At 62.6% G+C, this 18560-nt stretch carries 18 protein-coding genes; 7 read left to right on the forward strand and 11 right to left on the reverse strand.

Annotated features, from left to right (window positions below):
- Positions 1-117 precede the first annotated feature (117 nt).
- The 3 genes from ATO7_RS01025 to ATO7_RS01035 are packed head-to-tail and all read left to right on the forward strand — an operon-like array spanning position 118 to position 4846.
- Positions 118-2676, forward strand: a complete 2559-nt coding sequence (locus ATO7_RS01025; protein WP_158522974.1) for a TonB-dependent receptor — start codon at positions 118-120, stop codon at positions 2674-2676.
- A gap of 7 nt (positions 2677-2683) precedes the next feature.
- Positions 2684-3634, forward strand: coding sequence for a bifunctional molybdenum cofactor biosynthesis protein MoaC/MoaB (gene moaCB / locus ATO7_RS01030; protein WP_169712856.1), 951 nt, complete (start codon positions 2684-2686; stop codon positions 3632-3634).
- Positions 3635-3637: 3 nt separating this feature from the next.
- Entirely contained in the window at positions 3638-4846 is a 1209-nt protein-coding gene (locus ATO7_RS01035) for a molybdopterin molybdotransferase MoeA (protein WP_083559062.1), read from the forward strand.
- A 4-nt stretch (positions 4847-4850) separates the two neighbouring features.
- Here the strand turns inward: ATO7_RS01035 and ATO7_RS01040 are convergent, their stop codons facing one another.
- The 9 genes from ATO7_RS01040 to ATO7_RS01080 form a co-directional block, all read right to left on the reverse strand.
- Positions 4851-5252 carry a hypothetical protein gene (locus ATO7_RS01040; protein ID WP_083559063.1) on the reverse strand — a complete coding sequence of 134 codons (402 nt, stop codon included), beginning with the start codon at positions 5250-5252 and terminating at the stop codon, positions 4851-4853.
- A 33-nt stretch (positions 5253-5285) separates the two neighbouring features.
- A complete protein-coding gene (locus ATO7_RS01045; protein ID WP_083559064.1) occupies positions 5286-6356 on the reverse strand; it encodes an NAD(P)H-dependent flavin oxidoreductase in 1071 nt (356 codons plus the stop codon).
- Positions 6357-6451: 95 nt separating this feature from the next.
- The gene (locus tag ATO7_RS01050; protein ID WP_083559065.1) at positions 6452-7354 is read right to left on the reverse strand and encodes a LysR substrate-binding domain-containing protein; all 903 of its coding nucleotides are present in this window, start codon (positions 7352-7354) and stop codon (positions 6452-6454) included.
- A gap of 10 nt (positions 7355-7364) precedes the next feature.
- A complete protein-coding gene (gene serS / locus ATO7_RS01055) occupies positions 7365-8636 on the reverse strand; it encodes a serine--tRNA ligase (protein ID WP_083559066.1) in 1272 nt (423 codons plus the stop codon).
- A 32-nt stretch (positions 8637-8668) separates the two neighbouring features.
- Complete coding sequence (locus ATO7_RS01060) at positions 8669-9037, reverse strand: fluoride efflux transporter FluC (protein ID WP_240499403.1); 369 nt, start codon at positions 9035-9037, stop codon at positions 8669-8671.
- Positions 9034-10326, reverse strand: a complete 1293-nt coding sequence (locus ATO7_RS01065; protein ID WP_083559067.1) for a replication-associated recombination protein A — start codon at positions 10324-10326, stop codon at positions 9034-9036. Before ATO7_RS01065 ends, ATO7_RS01060 begins: the two co-directional genes overlap by 4 nt.
- Complete coding sequence (locus ATO7_RS01070; protein WP_083559068.1) at positions 10323-10691, reverse strand: VanZ family protein; 369 nt, start codon at positions 10689-10691, stop codon at positions 10323-10325. Before ATO7_RS01070 ends, ATO7_RS01065 begins: the two co-directional genes overlap by 4 nt.
- A complete protein-coding gene (gene lolA, locus ATO7_RS01075; protein WP_083559069.1) occupies positions 10672-11304 on the reverse strand; it encodes an outer membrane lipoprotein chaperone LolA in 633 nt (210 codons plus the stop codon). The genes ATO7_RS01070 and lolA overlap by 20 nt, the downstream gene beginning before the upstream one ends.
- Positions 11301-13649: a DNA translocase FtsK gene (locus ATO7_RS01080; protein WP_276206654.1), complete on the reverse strand. Its 2349-nt coding sequence runs from the start codon at positions 13647-13649 to the stop codon at positions 11301-11303. The genes lolA and ATO7_RS01080 overlap by 4 nt, the downstream gene beginning before the upstream one ends.
- A 253-nt stretch (positions 13650-13902) precedes the next feature.
- Between ATO7_RS01080 and ATO7_RS01085 the strand changes: the two genes are divergently transcribed.
- Genes ATO7_RS01085 through infA form a run of 4 tightly spaced genes read left to right on the forward strand, consistent with a single transcriptional unit; the run spans position 13903 to position 15967 of the window.
- The gene (locus tag ATO7_RS01085; protein WP_083559070.1) at positions 13903-14235 is read left to right on the forward strand and encodes a hypothetical protein; all 333 of its coding nucleotides are present in this window, start codon (positions 13903-13905) and stop codon (positions 14233-14235) included.
- Positions 14232-14978 carry a leucyl/phenylalanyl-tRNA--protein transferase gene (gene aat, locus ATO7_RS01090; protein WP_083559071.1) on the forward strand — a complete coding sequence of 249 codons (747 nt, stop codon included), beginning with the start codon at positions 14232-14234 and terminating at the stop codon, positions 14976-14978. Before ATO7_RS01085 ends, aat begins: the two co-directional genes overlap by 4 nt.
- The gene (locus ATO7_RS01095) at positions 14965-15693 is read left to right on the forward strand and encodes an arginyltransferase (protein WP_158522976.1); all 729 of its coding nucleotides are present in this window, start codon (positions 14965-14967) and stop codon (positions 15691-15693) included. The genes aat and ATO7_RS01095 overlap by 14 nt, the downstream gene beginning before the upstream one ends.
- Before the next feature lie 55 nt (positions 15694-15748).
- On the forward strand, positions 15749-15967 hold the full coding sequence (gene infA / locus ATO7_RS01100) for a translation initiation factor IF-1 (protein ID WP_083559073.1): 219 nt from the start codon (positions 15749-15751) through the stop codon (positions 15965-15967).
- 16 nt (positions 15968-15983) lie between these two features.
- Here infA and clpA read toward each other — a convergent pair whose 3' ends face one another.
- The gene (gene clpA / locus ATO7_RS01105) at positions 15984-18239 is read right to left on the reverse strand and encodes an ATP-dependent Clp protease ATP-binding subunit ClpA (RefSeq protein ID WP_083559074.1); all 2256 of its coding nucleotides are present in this window, start codon (positions 18237-18239) and stop codon (positions 15984-15986) included.
- Positions 18239-18556 (reverse strand): ATP-dependent Clp protease adapter ClpS, encoded by a 318-nt coding sequence (gene clpS / locus ATO7_RS01110; RefSeq protein ID WP_083559075.1) that lies wholly within the window; start codon positions 18554-18556, stop codon positions 18239-18241. The genes clpA and clpS overlap by 1 nt, the downstream gene beginning before the upstream one ends.
- Positions 18557-18560: the final 4 nt, after the last annotated feature.

Here is an 18560-nt window from a genome sequence, read left to right on the forward strand (position 1 = left end):
CTGCCCGACTGTTACAAATTAGACACACTGTAAAACTTTAAATCGGCAGCAAGCGACTGCCGTTATCGCATGCCAGCAGACCGCCCATTCAAACAAGGCGGCGTGGAGGAGACCTCAATGCGAGCCAAACGCGCCGTGGCATGCCTCGGCCTCAGTGTGATGATGGGCGTCATCAATCCGGTTGTGGCGGACGACGCCCTCGACCAGCTGTTCGCCAACGAACCCGACAGCACGCCGCAAGCAACGCCGAGCCCTGCTCCGACGCCAACACCGGCGAGTATCCAGCTGCCCGAGGCACCTGCTCCAGACCCTACGGGCCCCAGACGGGCGATCGAAGAGATCGTGGTCACCGCGCAGAAAACCGAGCAAAGCCTGCAAGATGTGCCGATCTCGGTCTCGGCCCTGGGTCGCGCCCAGATCCAGGACGCCGCCATCGTCGAAGCCCAGGAGCTGATGCAGTACACCCCGAACGTGAAATATGCCCAGGCGGCCAGCTTCCTGCCCACCATCAACATCCGCGGATTCGGCTCACCACCGCTGGGGCGCAATCTGGAGCCTTCGGTCGGCCTGTCCATCGACGATGTGTTCTACGGCCGCTCAACCTTCATCGCCGATGCGATTTTCGACATCGACCGGGTCGAGGTTCTGCGCGGCCCGCAGGGCACGCTGTTTGGCAAGAACACCATCGCCGGCGTGCTCAACTTCACCACCGCGCAACCCGACTTCGACAATCAGGGCTTTGTAGCCCTGGCTCGCGGCAGCCTGTCGGAAACGCGTGTGGAAGGCGCGCTGGGCATGGGTTTGATCGATCAGCTGCTGGCGGCCCGGGTCTCGTTTCGAGCCCGCGACCGCAAGCTTGGCATGTACAACACCCTGCGCGATGAAACCGCCACATCCGACGATCTCAGCGGCCGTATCAAACTGCGCTGGCTGGCCAGCGATACGCTGACGGTGGATCTGGGTGCGCTGCTGGCCCGCACGCGAACCACCGGCAACGCATTCGAACTGCAGCAGGCCTCACAACGCTCGCTGCTGCGCTATCAACAGGTCGATCCGGATGCCGATGCCGAAGCGTTCAACGGCCACAACTCGTTCAATGAAGCCAACCACTCCAGCCGCGATGCGCGCAGCTTGTGGATCAAGCTGGAACAGTTTGTCGGCGCGCTGGGTCCGATCAACGATCTCAACATCAATCTGATCCTGGCCGACGCACAGATCGAAACGCCCTATCTGCTGGACAGTGATTTCTCACCGGTGGATTCACAATCCGTGGCCTCTCAGGGGCCGGAAACCTACCACCAGCGCTCCTTCGAACTGCGCAGCGCATTCAGCAGCGCGGGCCTGTTCGGTTTTGGCCAGCACATGGACTGGATCGTCGGCATCTACGGCATGCAAAGCGCGGCCGACGTGACCCAGAACGTCCACGTCAACTTCAACGGGGTGATTGATTCCCTGATCGCCGGCGGCACCGCACCGGGCAGCCGCATTCCACAGGTTCCCGAGGCGCTCGGTGATGTGCTGGAAAGTCTTGGTCTGCCGCGAGACATCAGCGACATTCCGGGTCCGTTCAACCTGATTCCCGAAGCCGTGGCGGTGGAGATACTCGATAACGCCACGCTGATCGACGCGCGCACGCTGGCCGCATTCTTTCAGACCACCTGGTCGCTGACCGAGGCGCTCGACCTGACCGTGGGCTTTCGCTACGGACGCGAGCGCAAGCAGGGCGAGCAATCATCTAAGTGCGCCAACCGTCCGCTGTGCCCGGCCGCGGCCGCCTTCGCCGGCCAGCGCCAGTTCGAAACCCGCAGCACACGCGACGAGATCGAACGCTCGCCCAAGATCGCGCTGAGCTATCGCCTGGCCGAGGACATCAGCCTGTTCGCCAACGCCACCCGAGGCTTCAAGAGCGGTGGCTATTCCGGCCCGCTGCTGGCACCGCGCAACCTGGAGTACGAGCCGGAAAGTGCGCTGTCGTTCGAGGCCGGCATCAAAAGCCGCTGGCTGGATGACAGCCTGATGCTCAACGCCACGGCCTACCGGGTCAGCTTCGACGATCTGCAGGTCAACCTGTTCGACGGCACCAACATCAGCACCATCAATGCCGCCAGCGCGGTCTCACAGGGCCTGGAAATCGATCTTCAGTGGCTGCCGCCGCTGGATTTTCTGACCCTGGCCGGCAGTCTGGGCATCAGCGATGTGGCGTACGGCGACTTCCGCTGCGGTCCGGCCCAGGCGGGCTCCACCGCCAGCGACCCCGCCTGCAACAGCAGCGGCGAAGCCAATCCGCCACCGACCCAGGATCTGAGCGGGCGCGAAACACCATTCGCGCCGCGCCTCAGCGCAAGTTTCACGCCCTCGGTCAAATTCCCGCTGTGGCCGCGGCGTCAGATCGGCGGGTTGTTCGGCATTGATGTGCTGTACCAGGGCGAACAATTCCTGGATGTCGACCTCGACCCGGCCAGCCATCAGGCCGCCACCACACGTATCAATGCTCGGCTGGGGATCGCCCCGCTGGACCGGCGCTGGTCGCTCATCGTCAACGCCAAGAATCTGACCGGCGAGCGCGAACGCGCCGTGCTCATCGACCAGCCTCAGTTTCCCGGCAACTACGCCACGGTGGCTTTGATTGATGAACCACAGTACGTAGTCGAGCTCCGCTACAACTTCGGCGACTGAGCCGTGCATGCGTACAATGCGCTGCGCCAATCGAGACTACCGGGGCCGCAGCTTGAGAGACATCAGCGACAAACCATCCACGGCGCGCCAGGCGCGAGCCGAAGCCTGGGTACGCATGCCCGCAGACTGCGCCCAACGGGTGCTTGACGGGACCATCGACAAAGGCGACGTGCGTGAAGCCGCACGCATCGCCGGCATGATGGCGATCAAGCGCTGCTGGGAGCTGCTGCCGCACTGTCATCCCCTGACCCTGCAGCACAGCGCCATCGACTTCGAGCTGCACGACGATGCCCTGCGCATTGAAGCCCTGGTCGCTACCATCGGCCCAACCGGGGTGGAGATGGAAGCCCTGACCGGCGCCAGCGTGGCCGCATTGACCGTGTACGACATGCTCAAACCGCATGCCGGCATGGACTTGAGCATTGATGGGGTGCGCCTGCTGGAGAAAACCGGCGGCAAATCCGACCATCGGCGCAGTCTCAAATCGGCCCGCCCCGCGCACATCATCACCGTATCGAGCCGGATCGCCAGCGGCGGCAAGCCCGACGCGGCGGCCGACTGGCTGGCCGGCGCGCTGGATGAGGCCGGCTTTGCCCCGTTGCAGCGTCAGGTCATCAAACCCGATGCAACTAACGTGCGTGAAGCGGTTCGCGCAGCGGTGGATGACCATGCCGCGTTGATCATCACCGTTGGCGGCACTGGCCTCGCGCCGGACGACTGCAGCGCCGAAACCGTCGCCGCCATGCTCGACAAGGATGTGCCGGGCATCATGGAAAGCGCGCGTCAGTTCGGCCAGCAGCGAACCCCGCTGGCCCTGATTGCGCGCGGTGTGGCCGGGACCATCGGCCGCTCGCTGGTCATCACCCTGCCCGGCAGCCTGGCCGGCACGCGCGAGAGCTGGGCCGCGATCCGAACCGGCGTGGTGCACGCCGTGGGCGTGCTGCACCGACCGGGCTAGGCCATGCTGAGCCTGGACCAAGCACTGGCGCATTATGCGCAGCTCAAGGCCCTGCCCACGCAGCAGTCGCTAGCGCTTGAAGATGCCCACTGTCGCGTGCTTGCAACGGATCTGACCAGCACGCTGGATTTGCCGCCGATGCGGCAGAGCGCCATGGACGGTTACGCCGTGCATGCATCGGATCTGCGGCACGCCACAACGCAGCCTGTTGAGCTGCCGGTAACGCAATCGATCGCCGCTGGCGACACACCCAGGCCACTGCCGGCGGGCCAATGCGCCCGCATTTTTACCGGTGCACCGCTGCCTGACGGGGCGGACAGCGTGGAGATCCAGGAAAACGTGCACGCCGATGCCACGCGTGCGGTGTTTACGCAAACCGTGCAAAGCGGTCGCCACGTGCGCCAGCGCGGCGAAGAGGTGCAGGCCGGCCAAGTTCTGCTCCACGCCGGACAGCGTCTCAACGCCGCCCGCCTGTCCATCGCCGCCGGCGCCGGACACGCACAGGTGCCGTGCCGGGCCCAGTCACGCGTGGCAATTATCGTCAGCGGCAGCGAACTGGTCGCGCCCGGCAGCGAACGTGGCCCCGCACAGATTTTCGAATCCAACGGCAGCTTTTTGGCCCATTTTGTCCGCGATCAGGGCGCCCGCGTCAGCCGCCTGACCCGCTGCCCGGACGACCCGGCTCAACTGAGCGCGTGCGTGGGCGCAGCGCTGGATGATTGCGACATGCTGCTGATCAGCGGCGGTGCATCGGTTGGCGATCATGATCACAGCCGCGCTGCCTGTCAGGCCAACGCTGTTCACGAGTTGTTCTGGAAGGTCGCTCAAAAACCCGGGAAACCCTTGAGCTTTGGCCGCGGACCAGACGGACAGGCGGTGTTTGTCCTGCCCGGCAACCCGGCCTCTGTTTACGCCTGTGCGATGTTGCACGTGCGCATCGCGCTGGCGCATTTGTGTGGTGTGACGGCGCCCGCGCCGCTACACGCCAAGCTGACCCAGCCGGTCAGCGGCGACCAACGGCGCACGCGACTGCTGCGGGTCTGCGTCGCGGCCGATGCGAGCGGACAGCTCACGGCCCGCCCTCTGCCTCATCAAGCCTCACACATGACCAGCAACCTGGCCTCAGCCAATGCCCTGGCCAGAATCGAAGCCGGCCAGGACTGGCCAGCCGGGCACATCGTGTCCTGCTGGCTCAACACTGACTTGGGCTAGCAACTCAGCGTTGCTCGGCATGCTGCGCGTGTAAAGCGGCGTGGGTCTGCTCAGGAGATGAAGCAAACAGGGTCAAACTGGCGCCCAGCATGTCGATCAAGGCAAATAGCAGGATGGCGATGCCGGCTTCACCCGCAATCCACAGGCCAACGAAGAAAGCCGCCGCACCGTATCGCTGCCAAACCGTCAGCCGATAAAGACGCTGGATCTGCAGCCGCGCAATGGTCAACTGATAGCTGCCAATGATGAACGCCAGCAAGCCCACAACCCGCGCCGTCCATAACGCATCAGCGTGATGCAGTGCGAACAGATCAAGCACAAAAGCAGGCATGATCATCAAGCCCAGGCCCGGGATGAACATCATGTACAGGCCAAAAATCTTCAGACTTGTGGTGGCAATACGCATATTCGGATTCCTTTGCAGATGCTCAGCGTCTGTTCAGCCGCTTACAGCGACTTGGTTGTTCCCAGCCTCAAGTCCACGCGCCAGTTCACGCACGACGTTGGCCGCAGACTCAAGACGACGAATGCGTGCAATGTGCTCGCCGGCGTACAAAGCCGTGGCCTCTACCAGCTCGGCCGGCATATGACTGTCCATTAAAGCCGGCGAGAAAAAGGGCCGCCCCGGCTGCTGAGCTTTTGCAATCCCGGCCTTCATCGGCACGATTTTGCGGGTGAAGGAAAAGGCGGCATTCAGCCTGTGCAGCCAGGTCGGAATGGCGCCATCCTCATCGCACCAGCGATCCGTGGCCGCGTTCGGTACAACTCGGTGCAAATCGGGCCAGCCCAAGCCGAACAGATGCGTCAGCATCGTGGAATCCGCATCCAGAAGGCGCTGGCGGTAAGCCTCGTGAATATGGCTTTCGGGTGTGAGCAGAAAGCGCGTGCCGCTACACACGCCGTCAGCGCCCAGGGCGACGGCGTGCGCCGCATCCTTGGCGCTGTAGACACCGCCTGCGGCGAATACGGGAAGCTCAGCGGACAGCTCGGAAATACGCGGCAGCAGCGTTTCCAAACGCGCTTGCGCCCGCACATGGCCACCGGCTTCGAGCCCCTGCACGATCAGACCATCGATGCCGGCATCCAGCGCCTTGCGCGCCTCCTCCTCGGAACCAATCTGCTGAAAGACGAACACGTCATGAGATTGAAGCTGACGAATCAGTTGAGGCGCGTGTCCCCAGAACAGCGTCACCATCGGGACGCGTTGGCGAATCAGTATCTCGACGTGCCGCCTGCGGGTATACGGCAGCAGCAGGTTGGCACACATGGGTCGCCCCTGTGCCTCGGCTTTGGTCTGCTCGATCACCGATTCCCAGACCGACACATCGTGCAAGCCCAGGGTGCCGATGCCACCCACAGCGGATACCGCGCCCGCCAGCTTCGGCCCCGACGCCGTAGACATACCCGCCTGCATCACGGCGTGACGCACGCCCAGGGCGTGTAAGTTCGCCAGCGCTGAGGACACGCGATGCTGACCGCCAGATACGTGTGCTGAATCCTGCAAGCTCATGTGCCCCTCGTTGTCGCGCTTTGAATACGCCACAAGTCTGCGGGTGCCCCTGCAGCCTGACAAACGATGATTGCTACAGCATGATTAAGCCAGGCTTAACTGTCGGTATCGCGACTCGGCGCGATCTGCTCACAAATCCAGGCAAATACCTCTCTCAGCAAATCAGCTTTTGCATCGTTTGGGCGGAACACGAACCAGGCTTTCAGTGATGTCTTGAAGGGTGGCATGACCGCCCTCAGCTGGTCCTCCGGCCACAGCACGGACGGCGCCACTCCCGCGGGCAAAAAACTGAGCGTCACACCCTGCCCGCGCTGCGCCGCGTTCAGCGCAGCGAGATCGGAATCGACCAGCAACTCATTGCGACCTGAGACCCCGGGCATCTGCATCAGGCGGGCCAGGTCGGCCCAACCAAACTGTTCCTGCCGACGGCGAATCAGGGTGTGATGAACCAGATCGTCGATACGCCGAATGGGTTGCGCGGCGAGCAAAGACGGCGCCGCCAGCGCAACGGCGACACATTCGCACAGCAGCCAGGCCTCAAGGCCGGGCCATTGCCCAGCGCCGACCCGAACCGCCGCGTCAATCGGCTCCTGATCGAAGTCGACCAGATCCATGCTGCTTTCAATCGACAGACTCAACTCAGGGTGAGCGGACTGAAAATCCTGAATCCTGGGAATCACGAACTCGTTAGCGATCAGCGGCGTCATGCTCAAGCGCAATTGCGCCCTTGCAAACTTTTGCACAAAGGCGGCATGACCCGAGCGGTAGGCACCCAATGTTTTCGCCGCAACCAAGGCAAACTCGTGGCCTGCCTCAGTCAGTTCAACCCGGCGGGTCAAACGCCGAAACAGCGGCATGCCCAACTGCGCTTCAAGCTGTTTGATCTGCTGGCTGATCGCCGATGTGGTCAGGTGCAGTTCCCGCGCGGCCTTGCTGAAGCTCAAATGCCGCGCGGCGGCGTCGAACGCCGGCAACAGCTGCAAGGGCGGCAAACGCACGTTCAGTCACTCACGGTTTGAGCGTCAGCGAGCCCTTCCAGTAGCCCTTCAAGGCTTCAGGCAACTGGATGCTGCCATCCGCCTGCTGACCGTTTTCGAGCACCGCCAGCAGAGTCCGCCCCACAGCCAGCCCCGATCCGTTCAGGGTGTGCACCAGTTCGGGCTTCTTCATGTCCGGGCTGCGCCAGCGAGCCTGCAGGCGACGCGCCTGGAAATCCAGGAAGTTGCTGCATGACGAGATTTCGCGATAGGTCTGCTGCGACGGCAACCACACTTCCAGATCGTAGGTTTTGGCTGCCGAAAAGCCCAGGTCGCCACCGCACAGTTTGACCGTGCGGTAAGGCAATTCGAGCAACTGCAGAATGGTCTCGGCATCACTGGTGAGTTGCTCCAGCGCCTGCCACGACTGCTCCGGATGAACGATCTGAACCAGCTCGACCTTCTCGAACTGATGCTGGCGGATCATGCCGCGCGTGTCGCGGCCGTAGGAACCGGCTTCCGAGCGGAAACACGGCGTGTGGGCAACGAACTTCAGCGGCAGCTCGCCCTGCTCGATGATGCGGTCACGCACCAGATTGGTCACCGGCACCTCAGCGGTCGGCGCCAGATACCATTCGCGCCCGGTCAGGCCGAACAGATCTTCCTCGAACTTGGGCAGCTGTCCGGTGCCCTGAAGACTCTCGCGGTTGACGATGAACGGCACGTAGACTTCCTGATAGCCGTGCTTTTCGACATGCACGTCCAGCATGAACTGGACCAGGGCACGCTGCAGGCGCGCCAGCTGACCACGCAGGACCACAAATCGCGAACCGGTGATGGTGGCGGCGGCATCGAAGTCCATCCCACCCAGCGCTTCACCCAGATCGACGTGATCCTTGGCCTCGGCGATGTCACGCGGGCTGCCCCAGCGCCGCATCTCGACGTTGTCTGACTCATCCTTGCCCGGCGGCACATCGTCGGCGGGCAGATTGGGCAGCCCCAGGCTCCAATCACGCATGGCCTGCTGCACCTGCTCCAGCTGCTCCTTGAGCTGATCCAGCTGTTCACCCAGGGCGCTCATTTCCTGACGCAGCGGGGTGATGTCTTCGCCGGCAGCCTTGAGCTTGCCGATGTCCTTGGAACGACTGTTGCGCTGGGATTGCAGCTCTTCGGTCTTGACCTGCAACGCTTTGCGCTGCTCTTCCAGGCTTTGATAGGCGGCAATGTCCAACTGCATATTGCGCTTGGCCAGCGTCGCGGCGACCTGTTCGATGTCGTTGCGGAGAAGTTTGGGCTCCAGCATCGCGGCAATCCCTCGTCAAAAAGGGCGCAATTTTACATCAGCCGCCGGCCCAGCAGGACGCCCATTGCCGCCATGCCGATACACAGCGCCAGCGTGCTCAGCACATAAACCAGGGCCAGGTTCCAGCGACCCTGCTCCAGCAAGCGCACGGTGTCCATGGAAAACGTTGAATAGGTGGTGAATCCGCCGAGCAGCCCCACCCCGAGCAACTGCCATGCTACGTGCTCATTGCCCCAGCGCATGGCCACCTGCACGAACAGCACGCCGATCAGAAAGCTGCCCGCCACGTTGGCCAGCTGTATCGCCCAGGGATAACCGCCCAACGGCGGCAGCGCACGCATCAAACCGTAACGCATACAGGCACCCAGCGCGCCGCCCAGCGCCACGGCCAGCCAGTTCAACGGCGCCCTCGCTGCTGCCGCACCTGGCCCAGGGTCTTGTCCTGTTCGGCACGGATGCGCTGCAATTTGTCGCCGATGCTGCGCTCCAGGCCGCGCTCGGTCGGCTGGTAGTAACGCTGGCCGAGCAAGGCATCGGGCAGATAATGCTCGCCCCAGGCCACCGCATCGGGCTCATCGTGGGCATAGCGGTAACCCTGACCGTTGCCCTGAGCTTTCATGAAGCGTGTTGGCGCATTGCGCAAATGCGGGGGAACGGGCTGACTGCCACCATCACGCACCGCCTGCTGCGCCGCCATCCAGCCCATTTCGATGGCATTGCTCTTGGGCGCACAGGCCAGATATACGGCAGCCTGGGCCAGGGCCAGATCACCCTCGGGACTGCCCAGGCGTTCATAGGCTTGCGCGGCGTCCAGACACAAGCCGAGCAAGCGCGGGTCTGCATTGCCGATGTCTTCGCTGGCCATGCGGATCAGGCGCCGAGCGATGTACTGCGGATCGCAACCGCCATCCAGCATGCGCGCCAGCCAGTACAGCGCCGCATCCGGGTCCGACCCGCGCACGGATTTGTGCAGGGCGGAAATCTGGTCGTAGAACTCATCGCCGCCCTTGTCGAAAGCCCGCGGCTGACTTTTCAGCGCTGCTTCGATAAGCGCCAGTGTGAGCTGACCATCCTGGGCCAGTGTCGCGGCCTGCTCGAGCAAGCCCAGTGCGCGGCGCGCATCACCATCAGCCAGCTGGGCAATGCGCTCAATCACCTCCGGCTCGGCCTTGACGTCACCCGCCAGCCCCTGCGGCGCACTCAGTGCACGCGCGATGAGGGCAACCAGATCGTCCGCCTGCAAGGCTTTGAGCACCATGACCTGCAAACGTGACAGCAAGGCCCGGTTGACGCTGAACGAGGGATTTTCGGTGGTCGCGCCGAGCAGGATGATGCGCCCGCTTTCGACCCATGGCAGCAAGGCGTCCTGCTGGGCTTTGTTGAAGCGATGGACTTCATCGATGAACACGATGCCGGCCGGCGATTCGGGCAACTCATCGACCGCCTTGCGCAAATCCTTGACCCCACATTGCACCGCCGAAAGACTGCGCAGTTCGCGGCCGCTGTCGGCTGCCAGCACCCGCGCCAGCGTGGTCTTGCCAACACCTGGCGGCCCCCAGAACAGCATCGAACTCAGACGGCCGCTGGCCAGCGCGCGGCGCAATGGTCCGCTTGGAGCAAGCAAGGCACGCTGCCCACTGACCTCATCCAGGGTACGCGGGCGCATGCGTTCGGCCAGAGGCGCACTCATGTCACATGCTCCGCCGACCTGAACAGTGGCCGTACCAGAGTAAAACCAAGCACCAGACCGAGCCCGTCGGCAATGCCATCCGCCCACTCGGCACTGCGTGTCGGCAGCTGCAGCTGCACCAGTTCACTGATCAGGGCAAAACCCAGCAGCGCCAGCAACCATGGCCAGGCGCTGTGCCAGCGTGGCTGACGCCACGCAATCCAGCCTCCGGCCAGCGCAAATAGGGCCAGATGCCCCAGCTTGTCGTTGTATGCGCTGGAGGTGGACAGCTCGGGCGCCGGCGTAAACAGCAACCAGGCTGCGCCGCAGATCCACAACAGCAGGCCGCCCAGCCACAAGCGCGGATCAGGCGCCGGGACGTTCATCAACCACCGTCACACCCTCCGGTACCTGCAGGGAAAAACGCTCAGCGCCGATTTTCGGATTGCGCTTGAGGTCATGCAGGATCATCGCGGTGGTCTGGCCCAGACGATCACTGAGCAGCACCTGAGCCGGCTGACCACCGGCCATACCGATGCGAATCTCCTCGAAATCCGAACTGTCGCTGTGCGGCAGCAACTGCAGCCATTCCAGACCATCCGCATCGGACAGACGGGTCAGCTTGTATCTGTCGAGCTGAGACAGATCGCCGCCCAGCAATTCAGCCGGCGTACCACTCAGACTGGTCGCCGCATCGCGCATGGTGATCTGGCGCAGGTCCACATCGTAGTGCCAAAGGGTTTCCCCATCGGCACCCAGCTGCTGCTCGTAAGGGGTGTCGTAGAGCCACAGAAAACGCCCCGGACGCTGCATCCAGAAACGCCCGGCGTAGCGCTCCAGGGTATCGCCATCCTCATCCAGCAGGCGCTGCTCGAAGTCGCCCGACAAGCTGCTGACCTCGGCGTAGAACAATTTCAGATCGGCCAGCGGATCCGCGCTGACCAGCGCACTTGAAAGCAACAATGCAGCGCCACACAGCACCTGCCACAAACGCATCATGATTCCACCGGCGGCGGTGCCAGCACTTCACGCTGGCCTTTTTCGTTGGGCGCGCTGACCACCCCGGCGGCCTCCATGTCTTCGACGATACGCGCAGCGCGGTTGTAACCAATCTTGAGGCGGCGCTGAACCCAGGAAATCGAGGCCTTGCGTGTCTCGGTCACGATCGCCACGGCCTGATCGTAAAGCGCATCGGTTTCGGCGCCGCCATCGCCACCATCGACCGGATCGATGCCCGGTACAGCGGTGTCGCTGGCCCCGGACAAAATGTCGTCGTGATAGTCGGCCGGCGCCACCTGCTTGAGGTAATCCACCACTTTGTGCACCTCATGATCGTCAACAAACGCGCCGTGCACACGCCGCGGCACAGGCGAATTGGCCGAGTACAGCATGTCACCATGCCCGAGCAGCGCCTCAGCACCCGGCTGATCGATGATCACGCGCGAATCCATCTTCGAGGCCACCTGAAAAGCGATACGTGAGGGCACGTTGGCCTTGATCAGGCCGGTGATCACATCAACCGAAGGACGCTGCGTGGCGATGATCAGATGCAGACCGGCAGCACGCGCCTTCTGGGCCAGACGGGCAATCAGCTCTTCCACCTTCTTGCCTACGACCATCATCAGGTCGGCGAGTTCGTCGATGATGACCACGATGTAGGGCATGTTTTCGAGTTCCGGCGCGGCAGCCTGATCATCAAACTCCTCGGCCGGCTTCCACAGCGGATCGGCGATCGGATTGCCCGCCGCCCGCGCCTCGTCGAGCTTCTTGTTCAGGCCGGCGATGTTGCGAACGCCCAGCGCCGCCATCAGTTTGTAGCGCCGGTCCATCTCGGCCACGCACCAGCGCAGCGCATTGGCGGCTTCCTTCATGTCGGTCACGACCGGGGCCAGCAGATGCGGAATCCCCTCGTAAACCGACAGTTCCAGCATTTTTGGATCGATCATGATCAGGCGTACTTCGTCTGCCGTGGCCCGATACAACAGACTCAGGATCATGGCGTTGACCGCGACCGACTTACCCGAGCCCGTGGTCCCGGCCACCAGCAGATGTGGCATCTTGGCCAGATCAGCCGTTGACGGCACGCCGGCGATGTCCTTGCCCAACGCTAGAGTCAGCGGCGACTTGGCATTCTGATAGGCCGCCGACTCGAACACCGCACGCAGGCTGACGATGGCCCGCTCGCGATTGGGAATTTCGATACCGATCACCGACTTGCCCGGAATCACCTCGACCACACGCAGGCTGACGATCGAAAGCGCGCGAGCCAGATCCTTGGCCAGGTTGGTGATGCGGCTGACCTTGACGCCCGGCGCCGGCTGCAGCTCGAAACGGGTGATGACCGGCCCGGGCGCCACATTGACAACCTCGGCATCGACACCGAAATCAGCCAGATGGCCTTCCAGATCACGCGACATCTGCTCCAGATCGGCGTCCGAATAGGTCAGCACATCCTGACGCGCCATATCCAGCATCGACACGGGTGGCAACGGATTGCCGGTGAACTCCACCGGCTCGCCATCGGTTGCGCCCTCGTGGATCGGCAAGGCCAGCTGAGCCTCGGGCACCGCGTCGCGCTTTTTGCGCTTGATCTTGCGCGTCACCCGCTCGGTGGTGGAAACCGGTGTGACGGGTGCACTCGGCGCGGCAGCAACGGGTGCTTCCTCGACCACGGGCTGCGCTCGCTGCTGACGCAGTTGCTGGGCGGCGCGCGCCTGACGCTCTTCGCGGCGCTGCGCCAGCGTCGCGCCGACGTTCTCCCACAGACTCAAGGTGCGCGCACCGATGGCGTCCATCAGTTGCAGCCAGGAAAAACGCAGCGCCAGCGGCAAGGAACCGAGCACGATCATCAGCAACAGCAAGGTGGCACCCACCGGGCTGAACAGCTGGATCAGCATCAGTGCCACCGACGCGCCGACAATCCCGCCACTGCCTTGCGGCGTCAGGCTGGTATGCCCGGGCGCATGCATGCCGCTGATCGCACAGGCGGCAATCAACACGATGAACAGGGCCGCGCCACGCACCCCCGGGTTCTCACCCAGGCGCTCGCTTTTCTCGCGGTAGAGCATCAGGCCGATGCTCAGAATCATCCACGGCACCGCGAAGGCCAGCCAGCCAAATACGCTGAGCAGGATATCCGCCACCCAGGCACCAATCAGCCCGCCCAGATTTTGCGGGCTGACATTCATGCCGGTGCTCGACCACCCTGGATCGGCCCGGTCATAGCTGACCAGCGCCAGAATCAGGAACAGCGCCAGAAAGGTCGCGCTCAATAGAACGGCTTCGCGCACACCGCGCATCAGCCAATGGGGGCGGTCATCTCCCGCCCGGGCCTGTGCACTCACCAGCCGTACCCCAATATCTTGTGTTTGAATTCAGTCAACAGGGCTTTTCACCACAATATAGGGGAGTATACTCCCAGAGAACCTGATTGATCGCCCACCCCTCAAGGAGCGCACAGTACACCGTCCCCAGTCATCGCGAATCAAGCCATCTTGATTCTTCACGTCGTGACCACATTGTTTAGTCCAGAATCCTTCTTACCGCTGCATTGATACCCTGACGGGTCGCATGCCGGCCCGGACAACGGAGTACGACATGACTCAGATTCGACACTTCCTGCTCAGCGCGGACGGCGTTATTGAGCAGATTTCATCCGAAAACGCAGCTCTGGTAGCCGCCGGCCAAGGCCGTCTGCCCAATTTCGCCGCCCAGAGGGCGCACTACCTTCAGGTCATCGTTGACGACCCCAACGATGAGGACAACAGCATTCAGGTCCGCACCGCGGGGGCTTTGGTCGGTTTTGACGCCGAGGGGCGCATCAAGAGCGACGATATCGACGTCAGCGACGACATCGGCAGTTTCGAGCACGACACGTGCGTGCAGCTGGCCCTGGACGGGGTTGTCGCTTCAGACATCATCCATCATTGACCACACAGAGCAGACTCAGTCTGTACTGGTTGGACCCGCGCAACCCGCGCGAGCCCTTCCCGCCCGGCGAACGCGCCCTGCGTGATCCGGATGGCCTGCTTGCGGTCGGCGGCGACCTGAGTGTCAGCCGCCTGCTGCAGGCCTATCGCCATGGCATCTTCCCCTGGTTCAATCCCGACGAACCGATCCTGTGGTGGACCCCCAACCCGCGCGCCGTGCTCTATCCGGCGCAATTGCACGTCAGCCGCAGCCTGCGCCGCGCGGTCAATCGCGCCGACTACTCGGTCAGTTTTGATCGCGCATTTACCGCCGTGCTCGATGGCTGCTCGGAAGGCCGCCGTGAAGGCACCTGGCTGGGCCCGGCCATGCGCCAGGCCTACACCGAACTGTTTCGACGTGGCTATGCGCATTCCATCGAAATCTGGCGTGATGGCCACCTGATCGGCGGGCTCTACGGTGTAGCCCTGGGCAAAGTGTTCTTCGGCGAATCCATGTTCAGCCGCGCCAGCAATGGCTCCAAGCTGGCCATGGTGTGGCTGTGCCGGCAACTTGAAGCGTGGCACTACGCCGTGCTCGATTGCCAGGTCGCCTCCCCTCATCTGGAGCGCATGGGCATCTCGCGCATCGCGCGCAACGACTTCGAACGCATCCTCGACAGCGCCATTGACGATGCGCCGACACCCGGTGGCTGTTGGTCCTTCGATATTGCGGTGCCTGACGATCCCAAACATGTCGCACATTAGGTCACAGCTCGAATCGTTGCCGCTGTTCCTGAGCGCGCCGTCAGACTGCAGCTATCTGGCCAACCGGCAAACCCGCAATGTCTTCGTCGACCCGCGTCTGCAGCTCAACGCCAGCCAGCGCGACGCGCTGGCCCAGATGGGTTTCAGGCGCAGCGGCCCCAGCCATTACCGCCCGATGTGCCCAAGCTGTCAGGCCTGCGAATCCACGCGTATTGATGTCGCCGCTTTTGCCCCGAACCGGGCCCAGAGGCGCTGCCTCAAGCGCAATGATGACCTGATCGCAAGTTGGGCCACGCCGGTGGGAACAGACGAGCGCTATGCCTTGTACCGCGACTATCTGGCCCAACGCCACGCCGATGGCGGCATGGATCCGGATGACCGCGAAGGGTTTGAACAATTTCTGTGCAGCCCGTCGGCCAGCACCACCCAGCATCTTTTGATTCGCGACAGCGCGGGCACCCTGCTGGCGGTCTGCGTAGTTGATCGCCTGCTCAGCGGCCTGTCGGCGGTGTACACATTTTTTGCGCCGGATGCCGCCCAGCGCTCGCTGGGGCGCTATGCCATCCTGCGACTGATCGAGTCCTGTCGGGCCGCCACGCTGCCCTGGTTGTACCTCGGCTACTACGTCGAAGGCAGCGAAAAGATGCATTACAAGGCCGAATATCAGCCCCAGCAGCGCCGCAAAGCCGAAACCTGGACTGACATCAAAGATTGATGACAGGCCGAAAACCACCGATAATGGTCGGCTTTGCTAACTCTAGACGCTCTACATGCCGAAAGAAGATCTCATCGAAATGGAAGGCACGGTTACCGAAACCCTGCCCAACACCACATTTCGCGTACAGCTGGAAAATGGTCACAGCGTGACGGCACACATCTCCGGACGTATGCGCAAGCACTACATCCGCATCCTGACCGGCGACACCGTCACGGTACAGTTGACGCCCTACGACCTGTCTAAAGGGCGCATCACCTACCGCGGTAAATAAGCCGCGCGGGCTGGCGTTAAGCCAGCGCCGCCGCGTCTTCGATATCCAGCTGCAAACCATCCTCGTTTGCACTGACCCGGATCTGCCCACCTTTGCTTAACTTGCCGAACAGCAGTTCTTCGGCAAGCGGTCGCTTGATCTGATCCTGAATCAGCCGCGCCATCGGGCGCGCGCCCATGGCTTCATCGTAGCCATGTCTGGCCAGCCAGGCCCGTGCCGCATCATCAAACTCGATGTGCACGTTCTTGCTCTCCAGCTGCACTTCCACCTGGACCAGGAACTTGTCGACCACGTGGCGCACCACTTCCGGTTTGAGCGCCTCGAACTGGATCACCGCATCCAGGCGATTGCGGAATTCCGGGGTGAACAGGCGCTTGAGCGCTTCCATACCGTCGCTGCGGTGATCCTGACTGGCGAAGCCGATGGACGGGCGCGCCATGTCTGCGGCACCCGCATTGGTGGTCATCACCAGAATCACGTTACGGAAATCCGCCTTGCGGCCGTTATTGTCGGTCAGGGTGCCGTGGTCCATGACCTGCAGCAGCAGGTTGAACACTTCCGGGTGGGCTTTTTCGATCTCATCAAGCAGCACAACCGCGTGCGGTTGCTTGATTACCGCTTCGGTGAGCAAACCGCCCTGGTCAAAACCGACATACCCCGGCGGCGCACCGATCAGACGCGACACGGTGTGGCGCTCCATGTATTCGGACATATCGAAGCGGACCAGATCGATACCCAGCAGATCGGCCAGCTGACGCGTCACTTCGGTCTTGCCCACCCCGGTGGGGCCGGCGAACAGGAAACTGCCGATCGGACGATCAGGCGGACCAAGGCCGGAGCGCGACATTTTGATCGCACCGCAGAGGGTTTCCACCGCCGCGTCCTGACCAAAAATGGCCAGCTTGAGATCGCGCTCCAGTGTGCGCAGAACATCACGATCCGATGCGCTGACGCTTTTCGGCGGAATACGCGCGATCTTGGCCACGATTTCCTCGATGTCCTTGACCTGCACCGTCTTGCGCCGCTTGGCCGCAGGCTGCAGCTGCAGACGCGCACCGGCCTCGTCGATGACATCAATGGCCTTGTCGGGAAGGTGGCGGTCATTGATGTGACGCGCAGCCAGCTCCGCCGCCGCCTGAATGGCGCTGTTGGTGTAACGCACTTCATGATGCTTTTCGAAGCGCGACTTCAAACCCATCAGAATCTGCTGAGTTTCGCTGACGCTGGGTTCCGGCACGTCAATTTTCTGGAAGCGTCGGGCCAGCGCATGATCTTTTTCGAAGATGCCGCGGAACTCGCTGTAGGTGGTAGACCCAATACAGCGCAGTTCACCGCTGGCCAGACCGGGCTTGAGCAGATTGGATGCATCCATGACCCCGCCGGAGGCCGCGCCGGCACCGATCATGGTGTGAATTTCGTCAATGAACAGCACCGAACCGGGATCTTCGTCGAGTTCCTTGAGTACGCCTTTGAGGCGTTTCTCGAAATCACCACGGTATTTGGTGCCAGCCACCAACCCACCCATGTCCAGGGCGTAGATAGTCGCCTTACCCAACACCTCGGGCACTTCACCCTCAACAATCGCCAAGGCCAGCCCCTCAGCGATAGCGGTTTTGCCCACGCCAGCCTCACCGACCAGCAGGGGGTTGTTCTTGCGCCGCCGGCACAGGGTCTGGATCACCCGTTCAACCTCTAGCGCACGCCCGATCAAGGGGTCGATACGACCCTGGCGGGCTTTCTCATTCAGATTGACGGTGTATTTGGACAGGGCGGATTCAGACTCGCCGCCATCTTTTTTGTCGTCCGTCTCGCTGGCGCCCGGGTTGGCCTCGCCTTCGTCGCGGGTGATGCCATGCGAGATGTAGTTGACCACATCGAGGCGGCTCACTCCCTGCTCGGCCAGCAGATACACCGCATGGGCATCGCGCTCGGCAAAGATCGCAACCAGCACGTTCAGCGGCGTGACTTCTTTCTTGCCGGATGATTGCACATGGTAGACGGCGCGCTGCAGCACGCGCTGAAAACCCAGCGTGGGCTGAACTTCGTAGCCATCATCGACCTCACCCACGGTCTGCACGTTGGTGCGGATGAAATCCCGCAAACCCTGCTCCAGCGGCTCCAGCTGGGCACCCACCGCACGCAGCACCTCGGCCAGCTGGGCATCATCCAGCAGGGCCAGAAGCAGATGCTCAACGGTCAGCAGATCATGGGCTTCGGTTTTGGCCGATTTGAATGCCGCATCCAGAGCGGCCTGTAGATCCTGACTGAGCATCACGCTTTCTCCATCGTACACATCAGCGGGTGTTCATTTTCCCGCGCATACCGGTTGACCTGAGCCACCTTGGTCTCGGCAATCTCTGCCGTGTAGGTTCCGGCCACACCTGCACCTTTGGTGTGAACCTCGAGCATGACTTGCACCGCCTGCTCATGCCCGAGCCTGAAATACTTCTGCAGGATATGGACCACAAACTCCATCGGGGTGTAGTCGTCGTTCAACAGCACAACCTTGTACATCGGCGGGCGCTGCAGTTTGGGCGGCGCCTCTTCGACGGCGGTGTTGCCGTAGCGTTCTGTCTCATGTTCAGCCATGACC

This window comes from Oceanococcus atlanticus (assembly GCF_002088235.1).
In the GTDB taxonomy this organism is placed as follows: domain Bacteria; phylum Pseudomonadota; class Gammaproteobacteria; order Nevskiales; family Oceanococcaceae; genus Oceanococcus; species Oceanococcus atlanticus.